At 43.8% G+C, this 10,460-nt stretch carries 16 protein-coding genes and 9 tRNA genes; 22 read left to right on the forward strand and 3 right to left on the reverse strand.

The features are described 5' to 3' along the window. Positions 1–32 precede the first annotated feature (32 nt). From pal to DS891_RS13990, 12 genes are all read left to right on the forward strand, one after another. Positions 33–569, forward strand: coding sequence for a peptidoglycan-associated lipoprotein Pal (gene pal / locus DS891_RS13935; protein ID WP_010605122.1), 537 nt, complete (start codon positions 33–35; stop codon positions 567–569). Positions 570–581: 12 nt separating this feature from the next. Further along, positions 582–1,334 (forward strand): tol-pal system protein YbgF, encoded by a 753-nt coding sequence (gene ybgF, locus DS891_RS13940; protein WP_174170098.1) that lies wholly within the window; start codon positions 582–584, stop codon positions 1,332–1,334. A gap of 149 nt (positions 1,335–1,483) precedes the next feature. Continuing rightward, a tRNA-Lys gene (locus DS891_RS13945) sits at positions 1,484–1,559 on the forward strand. Positions 1,560–1,588: 29 nt separating this feature from the next. Continuing rightward, positions 1,589–1,664 (forward strand) — tRNA-Lys (locus DS891_RS13950). Between the two features lie 29 nt (positions 1,665–1,693). Further along, a tRNA-Lys gene (locus DS891_RS13955) sits at positions 1,694–1,769 on the forward strand. 29 nt (positions 1,770–1,798) lie between these two features. After that, positions 1,799–1,874: transfer RNA gene (locus tag DS891_RS13960), tRNA-Lys, on the forward strand. Positions 1,875–2,029: 155 nt separating this feature from the next. Next, positions 2,030–2,105 (forward strand) — tRNA-Lys (locus tag DS891_RS13965). Between the two features lie 155 nt (positions 2,106–2,260). Continuing rightward, positions 2,261–2,336 (forward strand) — tRNA-Lys (locus tag DS891_RS13970). 155 nt (positions 2,337–2,491) lie between these two features. Further along, positions 2,492–2,567 (forward strand) — tRNA-Lys (locus DS891_RS13975). Positions 2,568–2,722: 155 nt separating this feature from the next. Then, a tRNA-Lys gene (locus DS891_RS13980) sits at positions 2,723–2,798 on the forward strand. Positions 2,799–2,931: 133 nt separating this feature from the next. Then, positions 2,932–3,975 carry a quinolinate synthase NadA gene (nadA, locus tag DS891_RS13985; RefSeq protein WP_010605119.1) on the forward strand — a complete coding sequence of 348 codons (1,044 nt, stop codon included), beginning with the start codon at positions 2,932–2,934 and terminating at the stop codon, positions 3,973–3,975. 89 nt (positions 3,976–4,064) lie between these two features. Next, a tRNA-Ser gene (locus DS891_RS13990) sits at positions 4,065–4,155 on the forward strand. Positions 4,156–4,196: 41 nt separating this feature from the next. Here DS891_RS13990 and DS891_RS13995 read toward each other — a convergent pair. Both DS891_RS13995 and DS891_RS14000 read right to left on the reverse strand, forming a co-directional pair. Beyond that, positions 4,197–5,456: a DUF3596 domain-containing protein gene (locus tag DS891_RS13995; protein ID WP_099028857.1), complete on the reverse strand. Its 1,260-nt coding sequence runs from the start codon at positions 5,454–5,456 to the stop codon at positions 4,197–4,199. Then, positions 5,456–5,650, reverse strand: a complete 195-nt coding sequence (locus DS891_RS14000) for an excisionase (protein ID WP_099028856.1) — start codon at positions 5,648–5,650, stop codon at positions 5,456–5,458. The genes DS891_RS13995 and DS891_RS14000 overlap by 1 nt, the downstream gene beginning before the upstream one ends. A 171-nt stretch (positions 5,651–5,821) precedes the next feature. Here DS891_RS14000 and DS891_RS14005 point away from each other — a divergent pair, with 171 nt between their 5' ends. The 3 genes from DS891_RS14005 to DS891_RS14015 are packed head-to-tail and all read left to right on the forward strand — an operon-like array spanning position 5,822 to position 6,802. Next, positions 5,822–5,995 (forward strand): hypothetical protein, encoded by a 174-nt coding sequence (locus DS891_RS14005; protein WP_174170099.1) that lies wholly within the window; start codon positions 5,822–5,824, stop codon positions 5,993–5,995. 19 nt (positions 5,996–6,014) lie between these two features. Continuing rightward, positions 6,015–6,527, forward strand: coding sequence for a hypothetical protein (locus DS891_RS14010; RefSeq protein WP_174170100.1), 513 nt, complete (start codon positions 6,015–6,017; stop codon positions 6,525–6,527). Between the two features lie 14 nt (positions 6,528–6,541). Continuing rightward, positions 6,542–6,802 carry a hypothetical protein gene (locus tag DS891_RS14015; protein WP_174170101.1) on the forward strand — a complete coding sequence of 87 codons (261 nt, stop codon included), beginning with the start codon at positions 6,542–6,544 and terminating at the stop codon, positions 6,800–6,802. 9 nt (positions 6,803–6,811) lie between these two features. Here the strand turns inward: DS891_RS14015 and DS891_RS14020 are convergent, their stop codons facing one another. After that, positions 6,812–7,249 carry a helix-turn-helix transcriptional regulator gene (locus DS891_RS14020; protein ID WP_174170102.1) on the reverse strand — a complete coding sequence of 146 codons (438 nt, stop codon included), beginning with the start codon at positions 7,247–7,249 and terminating at the stop codon, positions 6,812–6,814. 150 nt (positions 7,250–7,399) lie between these two features. Between DS891_RS14020 and DS891_RS14025 the strand changes: the two genes are divergently transcribed. The 7 genes from DS891_RS14025 to DS891_RS14055 all read left to right on the forward strand — a co-directional run. Beyond that, on the forward strand, positions 7,400–7,759 hold the full coding sequence (locus tag DS891_RS14025; protein WP_174170103.1) for a hypothetical protein: 360 nt from the start codon (positions 7,400–7,402) through the stop codon (positions 7,757–7,759). Beyond that, a complete protein-coding gene (locus DS891_RS14030) occupies positions 7,756–8,295 on the forward strand; it encodes a 3'-5' exonuclease (protein ID WP_174170104.1) in 540 nt (179 codons plus the stop codon). Before DS891_RS14025 ends, DS891_RS14030 begins: the two co-directional genes overlap by 4 nt. Before the next feature lie 3 nt (positions 8,296–8,298). Further along, the gene (locus tag DS891_RS14035) at positions 8,299–8,550 is read left to right on the forward strand and encodes a hypothetical protein (protein ID WP_174170105.1); all 252 of its coding nucleotides are present in this window, start codon (positions 8,299–8,301) and stop codon (positions 8,548–8,550) included. Further along, the gene (locus DS891_RS14040) at positions 8,547–8,768 is read left to right on the forward strand and encodes a hypothetical protein (protein WP_174170106.1); all 222 of its coding nucleotides are present in this window, start codon (positions 8,547–8,549) and stop codon (positions 8,766–8,768) included. The genes DS891_RS14035 and DS891_RS14040 overlap by 4 nt, the downstream gene beginning before the upstream one ends. After that, a complete protein-coding gene (locus DS891_RS14045) occupies positions 8,765–9,190 on the forward strand; it encodes a hypothetical protein (protein ID WP_174170107.1) in 426 nt (141 codons plus the stop codon). The genes DS891_RS14040 and DS891_RS14045 overlap by 4 nt, the downstream gene beginning before the upstream one ends. Further along, positions 9,187–9,363 carry a hypothetical protein gene (locus DS891_RS14050; protein ID WP_174170108.1) on the forward strand — a complete coding sequence of 59 codons (177 nt, stop codon included), beginning with the start codon at positions 9,187–9,189 and terminating at the stop codon, positions 9,361–9,363. Before DS891_RS14045 ends, DS891_RS14050 begins: the two co-directional genes overlap by 4 nt. Next, positions 9,360–10,460: replication endonuclease (locus tag DS891_RS14055; RefSeq protein WP_217448644.1), on the forward strand; the 1,101-nt coding region annotated here is incomplete at its 3' end. The genes DS891_RS14050 and DS891_RS14055, both read left to right, overlap by 4 nt.

Consider the following 10,460-nt stretch of genomic DNA (forward strand, 5'->3'; position numbering starts at 1 on the left):
GTTAGATTTATAAAGATATAGGAATATACTCGATGCAACTTAACAAAACTCTAAAAGCCTTAATGGTCGCGTTGCCAGTGATGACACTTGCAGCATGTAGCTCATCTTCAAGTGTTGACGAGGGCGCGGCGAGCGAAAGCAATCAAGCGGCAACCAATCAAGATAATAACACTGTTGACGTAAACACTATTTCTCGTGAGAAATCAGCAGAAGAAAAACTACGAGAGAAATACGAAGCACTACGTCAAGAACAGATCGTATACTTCGATTTCGATAAATCTACTATTCAGAGTAAGTACGCCGAATTACTTCAAGCGCACGCTGATTTCCTAGTGAAAAACCCAAGTGTGAAAGTACTAGTAGAAGGTCACGCAGACGAGCGTGGTACGCCTGAGTACAACATCGCGCTAGGTGAAAGCCGTGGTAAGGCAGTAGCTAAGTACCTTCAAAGCCTTGGTGTTTCTGACAGCCAAATTTCTGTAGTGAGCTACGGTGAAGAGAAACCTTTAGTGAAGTCACGTACAGAAGAAGCATTCGCTAAGAACCGCCGCGCGGTATTGGTGTACTAAGAAAGAGTTATTATGAAGCCGAATACTATTTTGGCAGCATTCTTACTCATGAGCGGGAGCGCCCAAGTTTGGGCTGCTCCCGCTCCTGTTTCAGAAGCTGCAAATTCAAATCAAACACTGGAAGAACGAGTCTCTCAACTTGAGAGTATGATGAGAACTCGCAATTTGCTACAGGCTGAGCTACAGCAACAACTTAATCTGCTGCAAGAAGAAGTAAGCCAAGTACGCGGTGTGACGGAAGAGCAAAGCTATAAGCTTGAAAAAGTGCTACAACGTCAACGTGAGCTGTATCAAGAGATTGAAAATCGCGTTAGCCAAGCTTACGACCAGTCAAAAACAACTGCTGCGGCAACGCCAGATGTTACGCCCGAACAAGCATTTAGCAGTAATCTATCAGAGAATGAAGCGTACGACCGTACTGTAAACATGATAATGAAGGATAAACGCTACGATGCGGCGATCCCTGAGTTTCAAAGTTTCTTGCAGCAGTATCCAAACTCAGTATATGTGCCGAACGCGCATTACTGGTTAGGTCAGCTATTCTTAATAAAATCTGACGATGGTAAAGCTAAGTCTCATTTCGCAACCGTTGTTGATAATTTCCCTGAATCGAATAAACGTCCAGAAGCGATGTTAAAGCTGGGCACTATTATACATAAACAGGGACAAGCAGCAGAAGCGAAGACACTCCTTAATAAATTGATTAAAGAGTATCCAAGTACGACGCCTGCAAAATTGGCAACAGAGCGTTTAGCGAAGATGTAGTTATCACTTTTTGAGCTGAGTGCCTTAAAATTAGGCGCTTAGTCATAAAAAGTGAAAAAAACTAGCTATTTCAGTTGCACTCAAAATTTAAATAAGTATTATAAGCGCCCGCAGCAGGCGATTGGTAACAAAAAACTGCTGCGTTAAGTGGGTCATTAGCTCAGTTGGTAGAGCAGTGGACTTTTAATCCATTGGTCGATGGTTCGAGTCCATCATGACCCACCACTTATAAGCTTTAGAATTCATGTTTGAGCGGGTCATTAGCTCAGTTGGTAGAGCAGTGGACTTTTAATCCATTGGTCGATGGTTCGAGTCCATCATGACCCACCATTTATAAGCTTGCGAATTCGATTTTGAGCGGGTCATTAGCTCAGTTGGTAGAGCAGTGGACTTTTAATCCATTGGTCGATGGTTCAAGTCCATCATGACCCACCACTTATAAGCTTGCGAATTCGATTTTGAGCGGGTCATTAGCTCAGTTGGTAGAGCAGTGGACTTTTAATCCATTGGTCGATGGTTCGAGTCCATCATGACCCACCACTTAATAAGCTTGCGAATTCGATTCTGAGCGGGTCATTAGCTCAGTTGGGTGAAAAAAGACCGAAGCATCGCTTCGCAGCTTTTTGAACGCGAGTCAGGACGACGAGCCGGAACACCTCTTCAGGATGAATTAATGGCACTTTTAATGCTTGAGCGGGTCATTAGCTCAGTTGGTAGAGCAGTGGACTTTTAATCCATTGGTCGATGGTTCAAGTCCATCATGACCCACCACTTTACAAGCTTTATAATTCATATTTGAGCGGGTCATTAGCTCAGTTGGGTGAAAAAAGACCGAAGCATCGCTTTGCAGCTTTTTGAACGCGAGTCAGGACGACGAGCTGGAACACCTCTTCAGGATGAATTAATGGCACTTTTAATGTTTGAGCGGGTCATTAGCTCAGTTGGTAGAGCAGTGGACTTTTAATCCATTGGTCGATGGTTCGAGTCCATCATGACCCACCATTTTACAAGCATACGAATTCAATCTTGAGCGGGTCATTAGCTCAGTTGGGTGAAAAAAGACCGGAGCATCGCTTCGCAGCTTTTTGAACGCGAGTCAGGACGACGAGCCAGAACACCTCTTCAGGATGAATTAATAGCACTTTTAATGCTTGAGCGGGTCATTAGCTCAGTTGGTAGAGCAGTGGACTTTTAATCCATTGGTCGATGGTTCAAGTCCATCATGACCCACCACTTTACAAGCATACTAATTCAGTTTTGAGCAAGTCATTAGCTCAGTTGGGTGAAAAAAGACCGGAGCATCGCTTCGCAGCTTTTTGAACGCGAGTCAGGACGACGAGCCAGAACACCTCTTCAGGATGAATTAATAGCACTTTTAATGCTTGAGCGGGTCATTAGCTCAGTTGGTAGAGCAGTGGACTTTTAATCCATTGGTCGATGGTTCGAGTCCATCATGACCCACCATCCTCTTATTCTTCATATATTATTCAAAATACTTTCTTAAACTCGCCATTTAGAGCTAAACAATCGCTAGGATTACCCCTGTATTTTTCGTATAATTCCACCTAATTATGCAATGTGGACTAGTGGTCGAGAAATGAGTCTAGCTGAACGTATTATGCCGGAAGATTATATCTTCCCTCCAAAACCTGCCCCTCTTACCGTTGAAGAAAAAGCAGAGTATAAAGCGCGTATCAAAGCGCTATTAGTTGAAAAGAATGCGGTACTGGTTGCCCACTATTATACTGATCCTGAGATCCAAGCACTTGCTGAAGAAACTGGCGGCTGTGTTGCTGATTCATTAGAAATGGCACGCTTTGGCGCTAAGCAAGAAGACAAAGACATGATCATCGTAGCCGGCGTGCGCTTTATGGGCGAAACGGCAAAAATATTGACACCGCACAAAACCGTTGTGATGCCAACACTCGAAGCAACTTGCTCGTTGGATGTAGGTTGCCCTATCGACGAGTTTTCTGCGTTTTGTGATCAATACCCAGACAGAAAAGTGGTGGTATACGCCAATACTTCAACTGCGGTAAAAGCAAGAGCGGATTGGATTGTCACCTCTTCTTGCGCGCTTGAGATTGTTGAGCACCTTGATGAGCAAGGTGAAAAAATTATCTGGGGTCCGGATAAGCACTTGGGTTCTTATATTCAAAAGAAAACGGGTGCAGATATGATCATGTGGAACGGTGCATGTATCGTTCATGATGAATTTAAAACCAAAGCCCTTAAAGACATGAAGCAGCTACATCCTGACGCCGCAGTACTGGTTCACCCTGAGTCTCCTGCGGAAATCGTAGACTTAGCGGATGCAGTAGGCTCAACGAGTCAGTTAATTAAAGCTGCGCAAGAAATGGATAATCAGAAGTTTATCGTTGCTACCGATCGCGGTATCTTCTATAAAATGCAGCAACTTTGCCCTGAGAAAGAGTTCTTCGAAGCACCAACCGCTGGTGAAGGCGCTACATGCCGTAGCTGTGCCCATTGCCCTTGGATGGCAATGAACGGCCTACAGGCAATTGAAGAAGCGCTTATCAGCCCACAGGGCAAAGAAGTCTTCGTTGATATGGAGTTGCGTGAAGGCGCACTACGTTCGCTCAATCGCATGCTAGATTTTTCTGCATCCTTGCAGAAATAGTAGGATTAATAGACAAATAGATCCTAAAAGCAAAAAACTGCTTGATAAAGTGCGAGGCTTTTCATAGTATTAGCCCCGCAATTCAGTGCGGAGAGATGGCTGAGTGGCTTAAGGCGCACGACTGGAACTCGTGTATACGTTTATAGCGTATCGAGGGTTCGACTCCCTCTCTCTCCGCCATTTTTTCCTCTTTAAAATCAATCACTTATCACGCTCGCTTGTTATTTTGGGGACATTTTGGGGATACGCGGAGTGATTTTAGTGTCTTCAAATCCTAAATATTTGCTTGCTCTACTAGCCATATCTGGCACTTCTTGTTCCATCCATTTTCCATAATGCTGCTCAATCATCTTGGTTGATGTATGCCCCATTTGATTTGCAATCCAACGTTCGTTAACACCCGCAGTTAGCAATTGACTGGCAAAAGTGTGTCGAGCTTGACTTGGACCACGATAACGAATCTTGGCCTTTTTAAGATGGGTTTTAAAAAAGCGGTCACGGTAGGGGGCTTCGCCTTTTAGTTCGTCATGAGAAAGTGAGTTCACAAACACAAAACGCACACTCTCCGATTTAGCCGTTTTATTATCCTGCTGCGTCACTGTGATTTTTCGCGGTGCTAACATTGCGCTAAGTGCCAATTGCTTGCGTATTATTTCAAGTGCTGGCGCAAGCAAATGTACCGTTCGCACACTGCCGCGCGTCTTGGGTACTTTATAGCGCCCAAGCACGATAGCGCGCTGCACTTTGATAGTGCCTTTGTCTAGGTCTACATCTTCCCACGCTAGCGCCAACAACTCAGACAGGCGCAAACCCGTCCAGCAACAAAATACAAACGCATTCACTTCCTGTGGGCGGCTTGTAGGCGTGTTTGCAAACGTGTTTATTTCCTCCCTTGTAAATGGGTCTGGCTCATCCCTAACCACCTTTAAATTGTCAATGTAGTCAAATGGGCTGAACTCTAATAGCCTATCCGCCTTTGCATCATGAAACACACCACGAAACGGTATCAATAACTCATTGATGGTCTTATTGCTCAGGTTCGCCAAGTCAACGCTAATCCAAACCTTTAAATCACTCTGTTTTATTTGGTTGAGCCTATGCGCTCCCCACTTAGGCAGGATGTGATTTTTGATTTTATTGTCGTAAGAACGATGCGTGCTGTGTGCAATTTGGGTTTTTTTAACGCTTAACCAAACTTCCAACGCATCACGAACGGTGGGAATTTCGTTTTGTGGCGCACTCCAAATGTGCGCGCGCTGTGAATCAGGAAAGTGTCTGGCATAGTCAAATGTGTTGGTGGCAATTTCGTGGAGAATTGCCGCGCGTTTATTAACGGCAAACTTAATGTTTGACCTAGTAACCTTTAAGCCTTTTAGTGCTTCGCGGCAACGTACACCGCGAAACCTAAAAAAAATACGAATCCATTTGCCGTGTATCTCAATGCCTTCGAACTGGTCGGCATAGTCCTTTAAATCGCTCATTACAGCGTGTTCTCTACGTATTCATTCCAACGCTCGAAATGGTAATAGACGCGCCCGTCTGGCGCTTTTCGCCATATATGCCCCTCTGGGATTTTTCCGTCTTTGCGGCGACAATCCAGCATATCCTTTTTAATCCCTTTTAATCGCTCAAATACTGGTGGTAATACCCAACCTAGCTGTACGTATGTTTCCATTTTTAAAGCCCTCTGATTAATGTTCGTTCTTTGATATGATTACTTTGCACCATTGGTGTGAGTAAAATAATATGTAAACTTTACCTTGATTGTAAAGTAATACAGTAAAATTTATTGTAAAAAATATTTTTTGATAGTAATTTGATAATATAAATGGACAAGAGAGGGTTTATGAAAGATGTAAAACTTAGTTTTAGTTCTGTAAAGCAAGGTTCGGTTATTGATGTTGTCAGTTGCAAAAAGGTTGCGGCGGGTACAAGTGGGAGTGGGTTAGACCCAGTAGACAAAAAGTCACCAGAAGTGAGCAAGAGTGGCGTTAGTCACTCTGGTGGAGCGGTGAAGTAAACTATAAATAGGAAATCTAATGTTAACGTTAGTTGAGCAGCAGCTTTTAAGATTTGGTGAGCATATTGTTTTAGCGTATGTTTTTTGTTGGTTGCTGTATTTGTTTGCTTACAGGCGGGCAGATAGTAATAGTGTTACCTTAACTTACCTAGTCTTGTTTTCGTTGTTGATGAGTTACATTACTCCTTATCTCTATACATACGCTGTTAACAATGTTGGGGTTGTGCCAAAGGCTGTGTTTCACCTTGCCTTTTGTGCTATTCAAATATTGGCAATGTGCGTTATCCGTATAAACCATAACTACTTCAGGTTGAAAATGAGCAAGATGACTCTAGCGGTCATTTATCTCTATGCCTCGCAAGTGTTCATTCACTTGATTAGGCTGCTTGAAAAAGTAGTATTCGGCACATCCGAACTTGCGTTATTTTACACACACGCAATTAACACTGTTAATGTTATGTTGCTTATTGTTTGTGTTTTGTGTATTGTTCTGCCTAGAGTTATTTCAAGCACAAATGAAGAATATTTGTAAAAAACGGTGGTTAGATGGAGCTTATTGTTGGCATGGTTGTTTTTGGGGTTGTGTTGTTAACTGCTTATCTGGCGTACAAAGAGGTGAGTCGTTCGCATACCCACTATAAAGAGTCAGCGTCGACAGCAGACTTTACGAATGTTGTTGATATTGAGCACTACCTTGAATGCAAAGCCTTGGGTTTGGGGAGTGAGGTGTATAAAGCCGATAGTCTAGCAAGTAGGACTATACTCCTGAAAAGGAGAGATAGGTTGCTAGAGGTAATTGGTAAGTAAAAAGGCTCCTTAGGGAGCCTTTTTTAATGACATTAGAGCGGTGCTAAGTTCATCTTTCTTAGTTTGATTTATTTTTTGAAGTACTTCGTAAACCTCCGCAACCCTATTGGGGTTCATCTTCTCATAAACATCAAAAAAGTTAACTATTTCTGTGTCAGATAGATTATCTATCCTAGCGATGGTTTGAAATGACTCGGTAAGAGCATCCACATCTAATCTAGTGGCGAAATCTTCCTCAAATTCACTCTCATGGAAAACGCTCTCGTCAACTCCCAAAAAAGAGGTAAGCCTTTTTATCTGCTCACCTGATAGGTTGTTTCTTCCGCTAAAGTAATGGCTGACAGCGCCTTGACTACGGACGTCAAAAACCTCCATGAGGTCACGCTGTTTAATTCCCTTCTTTTTCATTATGGCTTGCACGGCCTTAGCCCAAGGTGCTTGTTTCATGAGTGAGATCTTTGTGTTTTATACCTAGTAAAGATATTACAACCCTATGATGTGATTATCAATTGTCAATTTGTAAGTAAATTCTGTTGACTTTGTAATGTGTGGGTTGGTAAATTTATACGGAATACTTTACTAATATACGGAGGTAACATGAATTTGGCTGAATGGTTTAAATCTCAGAAAGATTCTGCTGTCGCTAGAAAGGAGCTAGGGCTTTTTTTGGGTCGCTCTGAAGCGGCAGTTATGGCCTACACCTACGGCTACCGAAAAGCACCAGATGAAGTGATTGAGAAAATCGCAGAATTTACGGGTGGTGAGGTGACTATGGATGATATCAAGACTCAACATCAGGTATTCAAAGATAAGGAGGGGTCATTTGCATTTTCATCTCTAAAGGGGCAGAGGTTGGGGCGTCCAATTGTTTCGGTATGCAAAAGCTCCACGCGAGATGAAAAAGTGAGCTTTATGGCGGCAATTGCCAATGAAATTGCGCTGGAGGTTGGGGCATGAATAATACAATAAACAGAAAAGACATCATTGTTTTAGATACAGAAACTACGGGCTTAGGTGATGATGCTGTGGTGTGTGAAATCGCGATAATTGACGGCTTAGGTAATACGTTGCTGAATTCGCTAGTTGACCCGATGGCAGAAATCCCAGATGGGGCAATTGCGATACACGGTATCACAAACGAGATGGTAAAAGGCCAGCCAACTTTTCATGAGATTCTACCCAAAGTTAAAAGCATTATCAGTGGAAGAACTCTGTGCATTTACAATGCCGACTATGATTTGCGCATTATCTCCCAATCTATCAGTTTTGAGCAATTGCTGTGGAATCGAATAGCAGATTCTATCTGCGTGATGAAAGACTATGCCGAATATTACGGCGAAGTTAATTACTACGGTGATTTTAAATGGCAAAAGCTAGTCAATGCGTGTGAGCAACAGGGCATTGATACTTCAAAGTTTAATGCGCACCGCGCGCTTGCTGACTGCCAAATGACACTTGCGCTAATGAATAAATTTATGGTCATTGAGGGGTGAACCATGAGTCATTCAATCGTAGAAATCGACGAGTTAATCACCGAGCCATCACATTGGGACTTCCAGCTGATGAAAGTCCGCCAATTACGCGCTCAAATCAAATCACACAAAGCACAGCGCGAAGCTGAGCAGCAACGCATTGAGCAAGAGACGCGAGCCCAACGCAACGGCGAACGCAGCAACCAATTATTGAAATCAGCGCTAGCCATGGCAGCACGCAACCGAATGAGCGCAAGCAAAAGGGTGGTGTTATGAAATCAAACACATATTACAGCAATCTTAATGGCGGAATTCGGATTTGTTTAACGTTGTCATTTTTGACAAAGGGGACAACGTACCCAGTTGGTCAGTCATCTGTCGATTTGTGGTTGGACACTGTAGATAGCTTTCACGAGTGCGGCATGCACCACATTGCACATAAAGTGGATGAAGCCGTTTGCAATGTGGTTGAAAAGTGCGGGGTAGAGAAATGAGTGATATTTCTCGTGAGTGGCGAGTCGAAATGAAATCGCTATTAGTTTTAACAAACGAACGAATCGAACACTACTGGGGTGTTATTTCGTGTTACCAAAAACTAACCCAAGAAGAAAAGGAAGAGGTAAAGGCTGTAGTGCGGGAGAACACGGCGGCTGTTGAATTAATTCGCTGTGATATTGCCACACTTAACGAGCGCGGAGTGATTGATATTAGCGAGGCGCTGCAGGAGCTGCTTGACGAATTGTTGGGTTGTGAAATGTGTCAGAGCGTTGGCCGTGAGGTCGTTGGTTTAGTTACGCAAAACTCCCCAACTGGCGAGGTGGTTGATTGGTGGTTATGTAGTGACTGCATTCAATACTTTGAAGAAAACGGCGCTCCTGGTTCGGTTATTCGTAAAGTAGAAGGGGTGGTGAAATGAAAATCAAGTTACTTGTAGACTTACCTATTGATGAGCAGCACGGCGCCAAAAAAGGGAAGGTGTTTGAAGTTCACAAGGTTTCGCACGACTTATCGCGCGACTTATATTACTTTTATGACCATGCGGGGCAAGAGTGCGCAGCATGGGCAAGAGAAGTTGAAGTAATCGAATGATTGATTCACGTTCACTTCCCATTTGCTGGGAGCTTGTCGGCAATAGCGAAAAGATGCAGCCCATTACCATTACTAGGGCTGCTCCGCATTGTTGGGGTAAGTTCGGTTTTGATAAGATTGCGGAGCAAGTTAAATCACGCTTGGCGCTAATACCTACTAACCGCTTACGCCGCATTGCTGCGCATGGGTATGCGAAACGCTTTAACTCAGAGACAGCGAAAAACCCTGAGCGCTCAGCCAATATTTACCTGCGAAAAACCATTGAGCGAGTCACTGAAATTGTTGACCGTTCGCCACTTACTATCCGCGAATTAAACAGCAAAAAAGCCCGTAAAGATAAAGCTAAGCAGATCACCACGATTTGCCAGCAAATGGGTATTGTTGAGTTTGATGAAAGCACAACCCTTGAAGGTGCTGAGCAACTGGTTTTTGCCAGTTATATTGCAATGCATGATTTCACGATGTCGCAAGGGGTGACGCCCCCATATCAAGCCACTTTTAACGCCGCCAAATCCAAACTTACGAGTGAGGGTTGGGAGCGTTGCGATACCAATTTGCTAGCAGACCGATTAGAACGCGGTATACGCCGCATGCAATGTGATAAATGGTGGTTGCGCAAACTAAACCGTTTACGCGACACCACGCTTGAGCATTTAAATATCACTATGGGTCTGGTTAAAAAAGGGGTCTCCCCGTATGCCAGCAAAGATGCAGTTCAAGAGTTCCGCCACAGCAAAAAGTCACAACGTGAATGGGTTGAGTCCATGCAGCTTGAAAGCAAGGACGGCGAAACCATCGACCTAAAACACGTTTTTGACCATTCCATTTCTAACCCCGAAATTAGGCGCATTGAAATGATAGTTCGCATTCGTGGCTATAAAGAATGGGCAGAGGAAAAAGGCATGGCGTGCATGTTCTACACCGTTACTGCGCCGTCTAAGTACCACGCCTGTAGCGGCAAATATAACAACGCATCGCCACGCGAAACCCAAGAGTATTTGGTAAAACAATGGTCGAAAGTCCGCGCTGAGTTATCCAAGGCTAAAATTGGGGTGTTTGGTTTGCGTATTGTTGAGCCTCACGCAGATGCAACCCCG

Origin of the sequence: Pseudoalteromonas sp. JC28, assembly GCF_013319255.1 — a bacterium.
Lineage (GTDB): Bacteria > Pseudomonadota > Gammaproteobacteria > Enterobacterales > Alteromonadaceae > Pseudoalteromonas.

What these genes read in the sequence shown, in the direction of transcription:
- DS891_RS14035 (WP_174170105.1), top strand. Translation starts at nt 8,299, where the DNA reads ATGAGTCATTCAATCGTAGAAATCGACGAGTTAATCACCGAGCCATCA.
- DS891_RS14015 (WP_174170101.1), top strand. Translation starts at nt 6,542, where the DNA reads ATGGAGCTTATTGTTGGCATGGTTGTTTTTGGGGTTGTGTTGTTAACT.
- nadA (WP_010605119.1), top strand. Translation starts at nt 2,932, where the DNA reads ATGAGTCTAGCTGAACGTATTATGCCGGAAGATTATATCTTCCCTCCA.
- ybgF (WP_174170098.1), top strand. Translation starts at nt 582, where the DNA reads ATGAAGCCGAATACTATTTTGGCAGCATTCTTACTCATGAGCGGGAGC.
- DS891_RS14025 (WP_174170103.1), top strand. Translation starts at nt 7,400, where the DNA reads ATGAATTTGGCTGAATGGTTTAAATCTCAGAAAGATTCTGCTGTCGCT.
- DS891_RS14000 (WP_099028856.1), bottom strand. Translation starts at nt 5,650, where the DNA reads ATGGAAACATACGTACAGCTAGGTTGGGTATTACCACCAGTATTTGAG.
- DS891_RS14005 (WP_174170099.1), top strand. Translation starts at nt 5,822, where the DNA reads ATGAAAGATGTAAAACTTAGTTTTAGTTCTGTAAAGCAAGGTTCGGTT.
- DS891_RS14045 (WP_174170107.1), top strand. Translation starts at nt 8,765, where the DNA reads ATGAGTGATATTTCTCGTGAGTGGCGAGTCGAAATGAAATCGCTATTA.
- DS891_RS14030 (WP_174170104.1), top strand. Translation starts at nt 7,756, where the DNA reads ATGAATAATACAATAAACAGAAAAGACATCATTGTTTTAGATACAGAA.
- DS891_RS14050 (WP_174170108.1), top strand. Translation starts at nt 9,187, where the DNA reads ATGAAAATCAAGTTACTTGTAGACTTACCTATTGATGAGCAGCACGGC.
- DS891_RS14010 (WP_174170100.1), top strand. Translation starts at nt 6,015, where the DNA reads ATGTTAACGTTAGTTGAGCAGCAGCTTTTAAGATTTGGTGAGCATATT.
- DS891_RS13995 (WP_099028857.1), bottom strand. Translation starts at nt 5,456, where the DNA reads ATGAGCGATTTAAAGGACTATGCCGACCAGTTCGAAGGCATTGAGATA.
- DS891_RS14040 (WP_174170106.1), top strand. Translation starts at nt 8,547, where the DNA reads ATGAAATCAAACACATATTACAGCAATCTTAATGGCGGAATTCGGATT.
- pal (WP_010605122.1), top strand. Translation starts at nt 33, where the DNA reads ATGCAACTTAACAAAACTCTAAAAGCCTTAATGGTCGCGTTGCCAGTG.
- DS891_RS14020 (WP_174170102.1), bottom strand. Translation starts at nt 7,249, where the DNA reads ATGAAACAAGCACCTTGGGCTAAGGCCGTGCAAGCCATAATGAAAAAG.